We start from the raw sequence: 14,876 nt of genomic DNA on the forward strand, positions 1-14,876 counted from the left end.
ATGGTCTGCGAGATAATCGCGAGCACCAGGAAGGATAACGTTGCTCCAGCAACGGCCCGCAGGGCGAACGCTAGTGAGTCATCCTCCCGGATGCACCATCTCCCCCTTTAAATTATTTCCACATACTCTCTGAACACCCCTCAATTCGCTGTCAGCGACAAAATCAATCAATTACGATAAAATAACGTCTGGTCATTCGGCTTGTGAGAAGACGATGTACGAACGTTATGCGGGTTTGATTTTTGATATGGATGGCACCATCCTGGATACTGAGCCAACGCACCGTAAGGCGTGGCATGAGGTATTGGGGCATTATGGGCTGCGGTTTGATGAACAAGCCATGGTCGCCCTCAACGGCTCCCCAACGTGGCGTATTGCCCAGTCGGTAATTGAATTGAATCATGCCGATCTTGACCCCCATGCCTTAGCGCGCGAGAAAACTGACAAGGTGAAAAGCATGTTGCTGGATAGCGTCCAGCCTCTGCCGTTGGTTGACGTCGTGAAAGCCTGGCATGGGCGTCGGCCTATGGCAGTAGGAACGGGGAGTGAAAACGCAATTGCAGAAGCGCTGCTCGCTCACCTTGGACTGCGTCGCTATTTTGATGCTGTCGTCGCAGCCGATCACGTACAACGCCACAAACCTGCTCCTGATACGTTTTTGCTTTGTGCCGAACGTATGGGGGTTATTCCGGCGCGTTGCGTCGTGTTTGAAGATGCCGATTTTGGAATACAGGCGGCGCACGCTGCGGGAATGGACGCCGTGGATGTCCGGTTATTGTGAGTGATGGACTGTCGCTCCTGTCACTGTTTGCCAGTAGTTTTCTCAGCGCCACGCTATTACCCGGCAATTCTGAAGTTGTTTTAGTTGCTTTGCTGGTCTCCGGGATAAGTCATCCCTGGGTCTTAGTCTTAACAGCAACAATGGGTAATAGCCTTGGAGGGTTAACTAACGTTATCCTTGGGCGTTTCTTTCCTTTGCGTAAAACATCGCGCTGGCAAGAAAAAGCCACTGGCTGGCTGCGGCGCTATGGCGCTGTCACACTATTATTAAGCTGGATGCCGGTTGTAGGTGATTTATTGTGCCTGTTAGCCGGGTGGATGCGCATCTCGTGGGGTCCAGTTCTCTTTTTCTTATGCCTTGGCAAGGCGCTGCGCTATGTTGTTGTCGCAGCGGTTACGACGCAAGGCATTATGTGGTGGCACTAATTGTGTTGTGAGATAGCCTTCAGGGTAACCAATACCATTATGCTAATTAAAACGATTTTGACAGGCGGGAGGTCAATTTGATCCCGGACGTATCACAGGCGCTGGCCTGGCTGGAAAACCATCCTCAGGCGTTAAAGGGGATTCAACGTGGTCTGGAGCGCGAAACGCTGCGTGTTAATGCAGATGGGTCATTAGCAACGACAGGCCATCCTGAGGTGTTAGGCTCAGCGCTAACGCATAAATGGATAACTACTGACTTTGCCGAAGCGCTGCTGGAATTTATCACTCCGCCAGGCGATGACATTGAGAAAATGCTCACATTCATGCGCGACCTGCATCGTTATACCGCCAGAAACCTGGGCGACGAGCGTATGTGGCCGTTGAGCATGCCTTGCTATATTGCCGAAGGCCAGGATATCGAACTGGCGCAGTACGGCACGTCGAACACCGGTCGCCTGAAGACGCTGTACCGTGAAGGCCTTAAAAACCGTTACGGTGCGTTGATGCAGACAATCTCAGGCGTACACTACAACTTCTCGCTGCCAATGGCTTTCTGGCAGGCGAAGTGCGGCGTAACCGAAGGCGAAGATGCTAAAGAGAAGATCTCCGCGGGCTACTTCCGTCTGATCCGCAACTACTACCGTTTTGGTTGGGTGATCCCGTATCTGTTTGGCGCCTCTCCGGCCATTTGTTCCTCATTCCTGCAAGGAAAACCAACAACTCTGCCGTTTGAAAAAACCGACTGCGGGATGTACTACCTGCCGTACGCGACCTCGTTGCGTCTGAGTGATTTGGGCTATACCAATAAGTCGCAAAGCAATCTTGGAATTACGTTTAACGATTTGCATGAGTATGTGGCAGGATTAAAGCGCGCGATTAAAACGCCCTCCGAGGAGTACGCAGCGATCGGTCTGGAGAAAGACGGTAAGCGTCTGCAAATCAACAGCAACGTTCTGCAGATTGAAAATGAGCTGTATGCGCCTATTCGTCCGAAACGCGTCACTCGTCGTGGTGAAACGCCGTCTGATGCGCTTCTGCGTGGCGGTATCGAGTACATCGAAGTACGCTCGCTGGATATCAACCCGTTCTCACCGATCGGCGTGGACGAGCAGCAGGTACGCTTCCTCGATCTGTTTATGGTCTGGTGTGCGCTGGCCGATGCCCCGGAAATGAGCAGCGATGAATTGCTGTGTACGCGTAAAAACTGGAATCGCGTGATTCTCGAAGGTCGCAAGCCAGGACTGACGTTAGGTATTGGCTGTGAAACGGCCCAGTTCCCGCTGCCTAAGGTTGGGAAAGATTTGTTCCGCGATCTGAAACGCGTGGCACAAACGCTGGACAGCATCGATGGGGGAGAGGAGTATCAGAAGGTCTGTGATGAACTGGTTGTCTGTTTTGACAATCCTGAACTGACTTTCTCTGCCCGGATCCTACGGTCTATGATTGATGAAGGCATTGGCGGTACGGGCAAAGCGCTGGGTGAGGCTTACCGAAATCTGCTGCGTGAAGAGCCATTAGAAATATTGCAGGAAGCTGAATTTATTGCTGAAACCGAGGCTTCGAAGCGTCGTCAGCAGGAGATCGAAGCGGCTGATACTGAGCCGTTTAGCGTGTGGCTGGAAAAGCACGCTTGATACAAAAGAAAAAGGCCACTCGGGAGTGGCCAAAATTTCATCTCTGAAAACAGGGATGATGATAACAAATGCGCGTCTTTCATATACTCAGACTCGCCCCGGAACAAAGAGTTCAGATTATTTTTAAAAAATTTATCGGAGGTGGCTAAATGCCGTTGTTAGATAGTTTTACTGTCGATCACACCCGGATGGAAGCTCCCGCGGTCCGGGTTGCAAAAACGATGAACACCCCGCATGGCGACGCAATCACCGTGTTTGATCTGCGTTTCTGCATTCCGAACAAAGAAGTCATGCCTGAGAAAGGTATCCATACGCTGGAGCACCTGTTTGCAGGTTTTATGCGTAACCATCTGAACGGTAATGGCGTTGAGATTATTGATATCTCTCCGATGGGATGCCGTACCGGCTTCTACATGAGCCTGATTGGTACGCCGGACGAGCAGCGTGTTGCCGATGCGTGGAAAGCGGCAATGGCGGACGTGCTGAAAGTACAGGATCAGAACCAGATCCCGGAGCTGAACGTTTACCAGTGCGGTACGTATCAGATGCACTCTCTTAGCGAAGCACAGGATATCGCGCGTCATATTCTGGAGCGTGATGTACGCGTGAACAGCAATGAAGAGCTGGCGCTGCCGAAAGAGAAATTGCAGGAACTGCATATTTAGTCTTATTGATTAGCTGTTCCAGTATTTAAATTAACCCCGGTTTATGTCCGGGGTTTTTTATTTTGTCATATAATCTATATCTATTATATTTACGACAGGAATATAATTTAAGCTAATTAATTGGTGACCTGTTAAATAACAAAACGTGATCTGGTAAACAGAAAATAATGGATAATTAACGATGCCAGCTCACACCGATCACATAAATCAAAAAACATAAATAATTAATAGAAAAACATAATGGAATACGCCAGATATCCAGGTAATAAAAAGACTCTTTTCATCGCTGGTGGATGGGGTTTTTATCAAATCTTATCTGGTATACATTAAACTTTAGGGATAAAAAATGAAGGTGAAATATTTAGCGCTTGTGGTCGGCGCTTGCTTTTCGCATAACCTTTGGGCAGCAAATACCGCTATTGAACAGCGTCTTGCTGAACTGGAGCAGCGCGTGATTAATGCCGAACAGCGAGCCGCAGATGCTGAATCGCAAATTCGCTCGCTGAGGCAGCAGCAGGTAGCTGCAGCGCCGACGGTGCAAGTACAGTCTGCTGAACCCTCCGCCTCTACGGAAAATCCACCCAAGTTAACGCTATCCGGTTTTAGCGATATCAAGTTCTATGGCGACGTTGAGTTTAATATGGATGCGGCAAGCCGCTCTGGTAGTCTGACATCAACCAGAACTTCGGCAAATAAAGATTGGGCGCCGGGAACGAATGAACGTTGGGATATCAACGGGCGTCTGCTATTAGGGTTTGATGGCTACCAACGACTGAATAACGGTAATTTCGCCGGATTCTCAGTTCAGCCGCTGGCAGACCTGACCGGAAAAATGAATCTCGATGATGCAGTGTTCTTTTTTGGCCAGGAAAAAGACTGGCAAATTAAGGTCGGACGTTTTGAAGCGTACGATATGTTCCCGCTGAATCAGGATACGTTTATTGAATATTCAGGTAATACGGCGAATGATCTTTACAGTGATGGCTATGGCTATATTTATATGATGAAAGAGGGGCGTGGACGTAGCGACAGCGGCGGTAATTTCCTGATAAGTAAAACCATCGATAACTGGTATTTTGAAGTGAATACATTGATGGAAAATGGCAGTACGCTCTATACCGAGAAGCAGTACCACGGGATGGACTTAACCAATGATAAAAACGTGGCTTACGTGCGCCCGGTGATCGCCTGGCAAAACGGGCGTTTCTCGACGGCAGTGGCGATGGAAAGTAACGTCGTTAACAACGCCTACGGCTATTATGAGAACGGGAAGTGGATCGATCAGTCCGATCGTACGGGGTATGGTTTTACCATGACCTGGGACGGACAAAAAACCGATGCGGAAGACGGCGCGGTGATTAACCTGAATACTGCTTATATGGACGCGACCGATGAGACCGATTTTACCGCTGGGGTAAACGCGTTGTGGCATCGATTAGAACTGGGCTATATCTATGCGCATAACAACATTGACGCTTTCAATGCCACTAACCTGGAAGCCGTTTGCGAGGAAGACTGCTGGATCACCGATCCGGGCAGCTATGATATTCACACCATCCATGCCTCATACTTATTCCCTAACGTAATGAATATGAGAAACTTTAATATCTATCTCGGTGCTTATGCCTCATGGGTTGAGGCCGATCCGAACAATGGCGACAACAGCGAAGATGCACGTTACGGCGGACGCCTGAGATTCAAATATTATTTCTGATGCTGGCCACAATAAAAAAGGGATCCGCAGATCCCTTTTATCAGATAGTTAGTGCGCTCCACCGCCGCCGCCGCCCGCGCCGAAGGGCGGTTTAGCGAACCATACCAGACCAAGCAAAACCAGGAAGATCCCCGCCGACATCCAGAAGATTTCGTTGGCGGAAATAATCAGACCCTGATTAGTGATCTGCTGAGCTATCCACCCTGACGCCTGCTGGTGCGTCATCCCTAAATCCTGCAGCTTGTCGTACATTGCCTGAGCATTTGGGTTGTAGGGGTTAACGGATTCCGTCAATTGCGCATGGTGCAGCGACTCACGGTTAGTCCACATCGTTGTTGTAATCGATGTACCAATAGAGCCGGCCAGCGTTCGCGTAAAGTTAGACAAGCTCGATGCAGCCGCCAGACGCTCAGGTGGTAAACCGGACAGCGTAATGGTCGTCAGCGGCATAAAGAAGCAGGCTACTGCGAACCCCTGAATAAACTGCGGCCAGGCCGATGCGCCAAAGTCCATACCCGGCTCGAACGTCCACGCACGCCAGTAGAAACAGACGGCGTACATAATAAAACTGAATGTCACCAGCCGACGCATATCCAGCTTGTGCGCAAAGCGACCGATTATTGGCGACAGGATCACCGGAATAATCCCAACCGGCGCGGACGCCAGACCAGCCCAGGTTGCCGTATAGCCGTAAACCTCCTGCAATAGCTGCGGCAGCAGGACGATGGCGCCGAAGTAGAGCATATAGGCCAGGCTAATACACAGGCAGCCGATGGTAAAGTTGCGCGACTTAAACAGCGAGAGATCGACAATCGGGTGCTCGTCGGTAAGCTCCCAGACGATCAGGAAGCTGATAGCAACCACGGCGACCACCGTCAGGATGATAATCTCCTGCGAGGCGAACCAGTCCAGCTCTTTGCCGCGGTCGAGCATAATCTGCAAACTGCCGATACCGATGACCAGCAGTGCCAGACCAATGGCGTCAATGCGCCGCTGCTCGGTTTTGGTTTCCCGACCGCGCAGGGTTTGCAGGGTCATCAATACCACCGCAGCCCCGATTGGCACGTTGATAAAAAATATCCAGCCCCAGTGATAGTTGTCGCTGATATAGCCCCCCAGAATAGGACCACATATCGGGGCAACAATCACCGTCATCGACCATAGCGCGAGGGCGATGGAACGCTTGGCGGGTGGATAGTTATTCAGCAACAGGCTCTGTGACAGCGGAATTAATGGACCGGCGACAATACCCTGGATTACGCGGAAGAAAATCAGCATGTTCAGGCTGGTGGACATCCCGCATGCCCATGACGCAATGACGAAGGCGATAGTTGACCACATAAAGAGTCTTACTTCGCCAAAGCGTTTTGCCAGCCAGCCGGTGATTGGAATAGAGATAGCGTTCGCTACCCCGAATGAGGTGATCACCCAGGTTCCCTGGCTCAATGAAGAGCCGAGGTTCCCGGCGATAGTGGGGATCGCCACGTTAGCAATGGTGGAGTCCAGCACCTGCATGAATGTCGCCAGGGACAGCGCGATCGTCATTATGACGAGCTGCGCGCCTTCCAGCGGTTTTTGCTGTTGCATCACACGCACCTTTGAATTAGCCCGCGTTGGCCCGCACGATCTCTTCGATCATCTTATTGACCGGAGCAAGGTCGATTTCACGTGCATTACTTTCTGATACTGGCGTGGTGCGGACCTGGCTTGCCAGAATTTGTCCGTCACGATTGGAGGTATCGACTGTAACCAGCGTAGACAAACCGATCCGCAAAGGATGCTGTGCCAGTTGCTGCGCATCCAGTTCGATACGCACCGGCAGACGCTGGACGACTTTGATCCAGTTACCGGTCGCGTTTTGTGCTGGCAGCAAGGAGAAGGCGCTGCCCGTTCCCATATCGAGGCCGACAACTTTACCGGTATATTTCACGTCATCGCCATAAATATCGCTGACAACCGTCGCGGGTTGGCCAATACGAATGTGGGTGAGCTGTGTTTCTTTGAAGTTGGCATCCACCCACAGGTTGGTGGCCGGAACAACCGCCATTAACGGCGTGGTTGGGCTAATCTGCGCACCAGGCTGTACGGCGCGACGGGATACATAACCGGTCATTGGGCTGACAATTCTGGTACGTTCCAGCGCCAGCCAGGCATCGCGCACTTCGGTGGCGGCCTGTTGTACGGCGGGTTGATCTTCCAGCTTGCTGCCGAGAATCATTGCCTGGTTAGCATTATATTGTTGGATTGCGACATCAAGCTGAGCCTGAGCGCTGGCGACGGCATCACGCGCATGTTGCAGCTCTTCGCGGCCAATCAGGTTGGCATTGCCCAGCGGGACACGGCGATTAAAATCGCTTTGTGCCTGCGTCAGAGCTGTTTTCTGCACTTCAATGTTGGCCTGTAACTGCTTGCTGTTGATCATCAACTGGTGCGTCTGACGCACGCTGGAGGCCAGCGCAGTTTTGGCTTTTTCAAATGCCTGTTTGGCATCTGTCTGGTCGAGGGTGACCAGCACATCGCCTTGTTTTACAAAGTCAGTGTTATCAGCCCAGACTTTCGTCACGCTGCCTGATACCTGCGCCATGATTTGAACTTGGTTCCCTGCCACGTACGCATCGTCTGTATCTTCGTAATGACGCAGTACTAAAAACCAATAAATCCCATATGCCACGGCAATGATAATAAAGAGCAAGGTCAGAAGGAGAAGCAGACTTTTACGTTTGCCATTCTTCTTGACCGGTTGCTGCGGGGTTTGAGTCTCCGCATTTGCGCTCATGTTGTTCTCCACGATCTTCTTTTTATTCACATCGGCTGAGCCGACCTGTTTGTCAGACAGGCCAGCAGTATGCGTGCTGGCCTGTCGGTTTTTTCATTTATAAATCTGGATTTCTGAGCGAGTCGACGCCTTAGCGCAGCGCTTCTAACACCGCGCCATCCTGCTCCATCTGATCAAGACGGGTCAGAAGTTTACGGGTAATTTGCTCAAGCTGATCTTTTTCGGTGGTGCTAAGAGACGACCAGAGCTGGTGCAGGCAATTATGCTGAGGCGGTAACACCTCTTGCAAAAATGCATGGCCTTTCTCGGTCAATTGCAGATGCAGACAGCGGCGATCGTTATCGCTTTCGCGACGTTCGATCCAGCCACGTTTTTCTAACTCATCCGCGATGCGGGTAGCGTTAGTACGTGACGAGCCAAGCGCACAACTCAGTTCAGAAGGCTGAATACTGTGGTTTTCCTGAGACTCCAGCGTAATCAACGCCATAAACAACGTCTCGTTAATCCCTTGAGCTTTCAGCATCTTATTGCGATTTTCCAGCAGCTTGCCCTGCATGTGCATGCATAGACGAGTCAGAAGCACTTCCTGATAAGGGAACTCTTCGTAGCGGCTGGCGCGAAATTTTAGCATTTGTTCAATGGGCGTAAACGAACTATCCATTTGGGTATAACCTCATTAATTTCAGCCGATATAGTAACGACAGTGACAAATAAAGTAAATGTATTATTAATTTAAAATGATTGTTTTTATCTATAAGACAACCAGCATTTTCCAGGCTAATCCATAGCCCAGAGCACTCAGTAACGTTGGAATGATGATGCTGCGGGTCTTATAGAAGCTTGCACCCAGTATGACAAACCCCACCAGAGTAGGCACGAACCGACGAGCGTCGTGCATCACTTCTGGCGCGGTAGACACCACCAGCAGGGCGCAAATTGATGTAATGCCAATAGTGTCGAGTAATATGCCCGTCGCGCCGCGCTTCGTCGGGCGAACATTGCCGACCCCAAGACGGAGCGGCAAATAGCGAAAACAGTAATTTACGCAGCCGACCAACAGGCCAAGTAGCAGAACTTCATAGCTCATCAGGACCTCCTTGCCAAAATGACTGGATGAGCGCCGTCAGGCATCCACAGACAATACCTGCAAGGATAGCGGCAGGGATGGAAAACAGCATGACGCCAGCCAGCGCCCCGGCCAGGGCCGCAGTCACGCAAAGCGCCTGTTTTCGTTGGAATGACGCGAGCAGGAAGCTCATAAACAGCGCCGGGAGCATGAAGCCCAGTGCCGCTTCAACCGCCGGGTAATCTTTGAGTAAACCACTGCCGGAAAACGCGCCGAGCACCGTACCAAACACCCAGGAGGCCCAGGAGCATAGCGCAATGCCGATCATCCAGTTTTCACTCCAGCGCCGGTTATCCCGTACCAGTTTCGCCGTTGCAGCGGCAAAGACTTCATCGGTAAGGCCAAAAGCCCACAGCGCGCTTTTGGGTTTACTCAGTCGCTGGGCGATCCGACTACGCAGGGAAGGGCCGTACAAAACATGACGGACATCCATGGCCATGACGGTCAGCGCGGCGACCCACAGCGAACTGCCTGCGGCGAGCATGGTGGTAATGACAAACTGGCTGGCTCCCGCATAGATAATGCAGGAGAAAAAGACGCTTTCAACCGGCGTAAAGCCAAGGCGAGTGGCATTGAGACCAAATGCAAAAGCGACCGGAATATAGCTGATAACTATTGGCAGGCTGTCTTTGAATCCTTCCGTTAACGTTGCCGAACTGGATTCAGACTGGGGTACAGGGCTTTCCATAGGGTTATAGGTTTCATTACCGAAATTAATATAACTTGGTTCAATGAGTTATAACCTTAGCAGACTGATGGGCTCCTTAACACCCTGTGGAGCCCAATCAGCGGTAAACATGCGTTATACGCTTAATTTACGGCTTCCTGACGGTGAAAACCTCGCCACCAGACCAACAGGTTGAGTATGGCAACGGTCGTACCTGCCAGACAAACGCCAGCCCACCCGGCATGCTGCCAGGCAGAGGCTGAAATCAGCGAACCTGCCGCTCCGCCAATAAAATAGCTGGTCATGTATCCGGCGGTCAGGCGATTACGCGCGTCAGGATGAATGCGATAGATAACCGTCTGGTTGGTGATGTGCACTCCCTGAACGGTGAGGTCCAACACCAGAATACCGATAATCAGCATGGGGACTGAAGCATGCCCAAACCAAATAGCAAGCCAGGAGAGCAGTAGTAACAGCAGCCCCATGGTTGTGGTCAGGTGGGATTTACCTTTATCGGCAAAACCGCCCGCCGGACGTGCGCCTAACGCCCCTGCGGCACCCGCCAGACCGAACAGACCAATCATTCCTTCCGAATAGTTAAACGGCGGCGCGGCGAGCAAAAATGCCATCGAGGTCCACAGAATACTGAAATTGGCAAAAGTCAGGCAGCCCAGCATCGCGCGGGTACGCAGCAATTTATCGTTAATAAACAGGCTGAATACGGAGCCTAACAGCTGCGGATAGTTGAGATGGGTATCGGATTTCATCTTCGGCAGGCCGCGCCACAGTGCAACCGCCATCAGCGCCATTAATACTGATGCGACCCAAAATACAGTGCGCCAGCCGCCAAGATTCGCCAGTAATCCCGCCACGGTGCGCGCCAGTAGAATACCTAGCAGCAGGCCGCTCATAATCGTGCCGACGACCTTACCGCGCTTGTCCGGTGTGGCAAGTGTTGCCGCCAGCGGAACCAAAATCTGTGCCACGACCGAGAACAGCCCGGTCAGGGCAGTACCAAGGATCAGCATACCCAGCGACTGGCTGCTGGCGGTGATCAGCATGCCACCAGCCGCTAACAGCGTCATGGAGACAATCAGCATCCGGCGTTCAAACATATCGCCGAGCGGCACTAAGAATAGCAGGCCGGCGGCGTAGCCGAGCTGGGCCGCGGTGACGATAAACCCTGCGGTACTGGCAGAGAGCGAAAAGTTGCGCGCGATGGTGTCGAGCAGCGGCTGCGCATAATAGTTACTGGCGACGGCGAGGCCGGTGGCGATAGACATTAACAGGATTAGCGAAGGGCTAAGTCCCTGAGTTGTTTTCGTCATGGTTTTCAACTGAATAATGGATTGCAGAAAACAATCATAACGGAAGTGATTAAATGTTGCTGATTTGTTGAGTGATGGATTGTGCGATTGGAGGAGGGTAGATAGGCCGGATAAGGCGCATCGCGCCACCATCCGGCATTGGTATGGTTATTGTGCCTGATGACGCTACGCTCATCAGGCCTACGAGTGGGTTATTTCTGCGCGGCCAGCGCTTCGTTCACCCAGCCGTCAAACTGCTGCTGGTGGGCTTTGATCCAGCCGTCAACGTGACCCTGCACGTCGGCTTCAGACGCTTTCCCGTCGTGCATCATTGCGTTCTGCGCGTTGATATCCGCCAGCGGCAGCTTCATGATGGCAAACAGTTTCGCCGCAGCCGGGTTTTTCTCCGCCCAGGCTTTATTGGCGACAATATGCATCGTGTTCACCGGGAAGCCGTAGTTGGCACCGTTTGGCAGCTTGGTATCAATATCTTTCTGCTCGCCTGGCAGGGAAGAGAACGGCACCTGCAGCCAGACCACATCTTTACCCGGCTTCATTACGTCGCTGACCCAGTACGGTGTCCAGGTGTAGTAAAGAATGGGTTTACCTTCTTTGAAACGGGTAATGGTGTCAGCCATCATCGCTGCATAGTTACCGTGGCTGACCTCGACGGTTTTTTCCAGATCAAAGGCTTTGTTCTGGTGGTTGATTACTGCTTCACAACCCCAGCCCGGTGAACAGCCCATCATATCGGCTTTTCCGTCACCGTTGGTGTCAAAGATTTTGGCGATCTTCGGATCTTTTAACTGGGCGATATTGGTGATTTTGTACTGCTCAGCGGTTTTTTTGTCGATCAGATAACCCTGTGCGGCACCCGTAACGAATACCCCCTCGCGATAAAACTTTTTGTCTCCGCCCGCCGCGGCGTACATATCATCATGCAGCGGCTGCCAGTTCACGGCGGTAAAAGTTGCATCGCCAGAGGCAATGGAGGTATAGCCGACGTTGTAGTCAACTTCGCTGGTTTTGTTAACGGTGTAACCCAGTTTCTCCAGCGCACGAGCGACTAACTGCGTCTGGAAGGATTCTTCAGAGATAGTGCTCTGGATTGGCTGTACGGTAATGCCTTTGCCCGGCAGGTCGGCAGCGAAAGTGCTGGTGGAGACAAGGGTGGCAAACGCTGTGGCAATAATTGCTTTCTGTCGCATCGTTGTTCCTTAATTATTGGAGGGACGTGTAGGCCCGGTAAGCAATGCGCCACCGGGCAACGGGTGAATTACTTCGTGAAAGGGCGAGTGATAAGCCCAACGGGACCAGTGGTGTACCAGCGACGGTTGCCACGGCTACGCGAATCGCGACCAACGGCCTGCGTCAGGCGATCCAGAATGATGGCGAGGATCACAATCCCAACTCCGCCGACGGTGGCAAGCCCCATATCCAGACGACCAATTCCGCGCAGAACCATCTGACCCAGCCCGCCAACGGCAATCATCGACGCGATGACGACCATTGAGAGCGCCAGCATCAGCGTCTGGTTAACCCCGGCCATAATGGTGGGCATTGCCAGCGGGAGCTGCACTTTAAACAGCATCTGACGCGGGCTGGCACCAAACGAACGCGAGGCTTCAATCAGATCGGCTGGCACCTGGTTAATTCCCAGAATAGTCAGACGTACGATTGGCGGCAGGGCGAAGATAATCGTCACCACTACGCCCGGGACGTTACCAATACCGAACAACATGACAATCGGCACCAGATAGACAAACGCGGGTGTGGTTTGCATGGCGTCCAGCAGCGGGCGAACAATTTTTGCGGCCCGTGGACTGCGCGCCAACCAGATCCCCATCGGCAGACCGATCACCACGCAGAACAGCAACGCGGTCAACACCAGCGCCAGGGTTATCATGGCCTGCGACCACGCGCCGATGGCACCGATGGCAATCAAGGAAATCAGCGTAGCAACGCCCATCCCAACGCCGGAAATTTGCCAGGCAATCAGCGCGAACAGGATAATCGCCACCGGGGCTGGCATACCTAACAGCAGCTGTTGAAAACCGTTGAGAATGTAATCCACCGGGACACGAATGCCCTGGAAGACTGGACGGAAATGGGTAACGACCCAGTCGATCCCCTCTGTGACCCAGCTGTCCAGCGGGATCAGCGTTTTATGGAACGGATCCATAATATTGAAATGCTCTGGTGCCGGCGCGGGGGCGCTGGTCAGCCAGTCCGCGCCACCGCCATCAGTGGGCGCACCGGATGGCGTGCTCCAGGCATCGGCAGTTTGTGCGGCGCTGTCGGCCGCTGGTGTGGTATCCCACGGATTAGTTTGATCAGCCATTGTTTACCCCCTCACGATCTAAAGCCTGTAACAGCATGCGTTTTGAAATGACGCCCACATACTGCTGTTCCTCATCAACAACCGGCACCGCGCACGGGGCCTGGCCGACATGAGAAAGCAACTCGCTGAGAGGAGTTTGTGCATCTACGGCTAACGGCTCATCGATCAATGCCGCTTCAATACCTTGCGCCTGACTTAACGCTGTTTTTAAGGAGTCGATTGAAACAACGCCAACGAATTTATTGCCGCGTTCGATCACGTAACCATATTCGCGATCTTTGTCCTGCAATAATTGCAGCGCCGAACGTGGGCCCACCCCGGGCGTTTTACGAATTAAACCTTCGGGGCTACGGCGTGAAATATCTTTCGCACTGAAGACCTGGCTAATATCAACGCCGCGGAAGAAGGTGCGTACATAATCATTGGCTGGATTATTCAGGATTTCATCCGGCGTGCCGACCTGGACCACTTCACCGTTTTGCATAATGGCAATTCTGTCGCCAATACGCATAGCTTCGTCGAGATCATGCGATATAAAGACCACGGTGCGTTGATGCTTCGCCTGTAGTTTTACCAGTTCATCCTGCATCTCAGTACGAATTAATGGATCGAGGGCTGAGAAGGCCTCATCCATTAATAAGATATCAGGGTTAATGGCTAATGCGCGGGCGAGGCCTACACGCTGGCGCATACCCCCGGAAAGTTCATCCGGGTATCCGTGAGCATAATTCTCCAGACCAACCTGACGTAGCGCATCTAACGCTTTTTCACGACGTTCATCCGCACCAACACCGGCTAATTCCATGCCGAACGCCGTATTGTCCAGCACCGTCATGTGCGGCATCAGGGCAAAGGACTGGAACACCATCGCAATCTTTTTTCTGCGCACCTCGCGAAGCTCAGCATCGGATATCCGGGCGATGTCTACGCCGTCAATCAATACCTGCCCGCGGGTGGGTTCAATCAGGCGATTGAGAAGGCGTACCATTGTGGATTTACCCGAACCGGATAATCCCATGATGACAAATATCTCGCCTTCTTCAATGGCCAGACTGGCGTTCTTAACGCCAAGCGATAGCCCCGTTTTATCCAGAATCTGCTCTTTTGAAAGTCCTTTTTCAATATATTTGAAGGCTCTCTGCGGATGCTCTCCAAATATCTTATAGAGATTTTTAACTTCTAATTTAATTGCCATGCAATAGAATGATTCCTGTTATTTGTTTATATCGATATATTACCTGATGGAAATAGTGACCTTTTTCTACCCTAACATACTGAGAATCTGAGACAACCCTGAATTTGGTTGTGGCATGAATATTGCCAAAGGCCAGGTGGCGGGACTTCCCGTGATATAAGGGCTGAGCGCGAATGTGAGCGGCTTAATATTTTTTGTAAATGGCAATGAAAAGTCGCCTGAATTGCTGGAATGCAGGCGAATAA

General features: G+C 51.9%; 14 protein-coding genes. 5 read left to right on the forward strand and 9 right to left on the reverse strand.

The genetic code is table 11. The annotated features are described in order from the left end of the window. Positions 1-214: 214 nt before the first annotated feature. From yqaB to SK39_RS16760, 5 genes are all read left to right on the forward strand, one after another. Positions 215-781, forward strand: a complete 567-nt coding sequence (yqaB, locus tag SK39_RS16740) for a fructose-1-phosphate/6-phosphogluconate phosphatase (protein ID WP_032938120.1) — start codon at positions 215-217, stop codon at positions 779-781. Beyond that, complete coding sequence (locus tag SK39_RS16745) at positions 778-1,206, forward strand: YqaA family protein (RefSeq protein ID WP_003839664.1); 429 nt, start codon at positions 778-780, stop codon at positions 1,204-1,206. Before yqaB ends, SK39_RS16745 begins: the two co-directional genes overlap by 4 nt. Before the next feature lie 77 nt (positions 1,207-1,283). After that, a complete protein-coding gene (gshA, locus tag SK39_RS16750; protein ID WP_003037314.1) occupies positions 1,284-2,840 on the forward strand; it encodes a glutamate--cysteine ligase in 1,557 nt (518 codons plus the stop codon). 149 nt (positions 2,841-2,989) lie between these two features. Then, entirely contained in the window at positions 2,990-3,505 is a 516-nt protein-coding gene (gene luxS, locus SK39_RS16755; protein WP_003037312.1) for an S-ribosylhomocysteine lyase, read from the forward strand. A 346-nt stretch (positions 3,506-3,851) separates the two neighbouring features. Then, positions 3,852-5,219: a carbohydrate porin gene (locus tag SK39_RS16760; protein WP_048217213.1), complete on the forward strand. Its 1,368-nt coding sequence runs from the start codon at positions 3,852-3,854 to the stop codon at positions 5,217-5,219. Between the two features lie 48 nt (positions 5,220-5,267). Here the strand turns inward: SK39_RS16760 and emrB are convergent, their stop codons facing one another. The 9 genes from emrB to proV form a co-directional block, all read right to left on the reverse strand. Continuing rightward, the gene (gene emrB, locus SK39_RS16765; protein ID WP_003037306.1) at positions 5,268-6,806 is read right to left on the reverse strand and encodes a multidrug efflux MFS transporter permease subunit EmrB; all 1,539 of its coding nucleotides are present in this window, start codon (positions 6,804-6,806) and stop codon (positions 5,268-5,270) included. 16 nt (positions 6,807-6,822) lie between these two features. Beyond that, on the reverse strand, positions 6,823-7,995 hold the full coding sequence (gene emrA / locus SK39_RS16770) for a multidrug efflux MFS transporter periplasmic adaptor subunit EmrA (RefSeq protein WP_048217214.1): 1,173 nt from the start codon (positions 7,993-7,995) through the stop codon (positions 6,823-6,825). Positions 7,996-8,125: 130 nt separating this feature from the next. Then, positions 8,126-8,656 carry a multidrug efflux transporter EmrAB transcriptional repressor EmrR gene (gene emrR / locus SK39_RS16775; RefSeq protein WP_003037300.1) on the reverse strand — a complete coding sequence of 177 codons (531 nt, stop codon included), beginning with the start codon at positions 8,654-8,656 and terminating at the stop codon, positions 8,126-8,128. Between the two features lie 90 nt (positions 8,657-8,746). Continuing rightward, complete coding sequence (gene ygaH / locus SK39_RS16780; protein WP_003037297.1) at positions 8,747-9,082, reverse strand: L-valine transporter subunit YgaH; 336 nt, start codon at positions 9,080-9,082, stop codon at positions 8,747-8,749. Next, complete coding sequence (locus SK39_RS16785) at positions 9,072-9,809, reverse strand: AzlC family ABC transporter permease (RefSeq protein ID WP_003839672.1); 738 nt, start codon at positions 9,807-9,809, stop codon at positions 9,072-9,074. The genes ygaH and SK39_RS16785 overlap by 11 nt, the downstream gene beginning before the upstream one ends. Positions 9,810-9,931: 122 nt before the next feature. Further along, entirely contained in the window at positions 9,932-11,116 is a 1,185-nt protein-coding gene (locus SK39_RS16790; protein ID WP_044713351.1) for an MFS transporter, read from the reverse strand. Positions 11,117-11,307: 191 nt separating this feature from the next. Beyond that, complete coding sequence (gene proX / locus SK39_RS16795; RefSeq protein WP_003037288.1) at positions 11,308-12,303, reverse strand: glycine betaine/L-proline ABC transporter substrate-binding protein ProX; 996 nt, start codon at positions 12,301-12,303, stop codon at positions 11,308-11,310. 68 nt (positions 12,304-12,371) lie between these two features. After that, positions 12,372-13,436, reverse strand: coding sequence for a glycine betaine/L-proline ABC transporter permease ProW (gene proW, locus SK39_RS16800; RefSeq protein WP_003037285.1), 1,065 nt, complete (start codon positions 13,434-13,436; stop codon positions 12,372-12,374). Next, entirely contained in the window at positions 13,429-14,631 is a 1,203-nt protein-coding gene (gene proV, locus SK39_RS16805; protein WP_003037282.1) for a glycine betaine/L-proline ABC transporter ATP-binding protein ProV, read from the reverse strand. The genes proW and proV overlap by 8 nt, the downstream gene beginning before the upstream one ends. Between the last annotated feature and the right edge of the window lie 245 nt (positions 14,632-14,876).

Source organism: Citrobacter sp. BIDMC107, assembly GCF_001037575.1.
Classification (GTDB): Bacteria; Pseudomonadota; Gammaproteobacteria; order Enterobacterales; family Enterobacteriaceae; genus Citrobacter; species Citrobacter freundii.

Coding starts and splice junctions, on each gene's coding strand:
- yqaB (WP_032938120.1), top strand. CDS start 215: ATGTACGAACGTTATGCGGGTTTGATTTTTGATATGGATGGCACCATC.
- luxS (WP_003037312.1), top strand. CDS start 2,990: ATGCCGTTGTTAGATAGTTTTACTGTCGATCACACCCGGATGGAAGCT.
- SK39_RS16760 (WP_048217213.1), top strand. CDS start 3,852: ATGAAGGTGAAATATTTAGCGCTTGTGGTCGGCGCTTGCTTTTCGCAT.
- emrB (WP_003037306.1), bottom strand. CDS start 6,806: ATGCAACAGCAAAAACCGCTGGAAGGCGCGCAGCTCGTCATAATGACG.
- emrA (WP_048217214.1), bottom strand. CDS start 7,995: ATGAGCGCAAATGCGGAGACTCAAACCCCGCAGCAACCGGTCAAGAAG.
- emrR (WP_003037300.1), bottom strand. CDS start 8,656: ATGGATAGTTCGTTTACGCCCATTGAACAAATGCTAAAATTTCGCGCC.
- ygaH (WP_003037297.1), bottom strand. CDS start 9,082: ATGAGCTATGAAGTTCTGCTACTTGGCCTGTTGGTCGGCTGCGTAAAT.
- SK39_RS16785 (WP_003839672.1), bottom strand. CDS start 9,809: ATGGAAAGCCCTGTACCCCAGTCTGAATCCAGTTCGGCAACGTTAACG.
- SK39_RS16790 (WP_044713351.1), bottom strand. CDS start 11,116: ATGACGAAAACAACTCAGGGACTTAGCCCTTCGCTAATCCTGTTAATG.
- proX (WP_003037288.1), bottom strand. CDS start 12,303: ATGCGACAGAAAGCAATTATTGCCACAGCGTTTGCCACCCTTGTCTCC.
- proW (WP_003037285.1), bottom strand. CDS start 13,436: ATGGCTGATCAAACTAATCCGTGGGATACCACACCAGCGGCCGACAGC.
- proV (WP_003037282.1), bottom strand. CDS start 14,631: ATGGCAATTAAATTAGAAGTTAAAAATCTCTATAAGATATTTGGAGAG.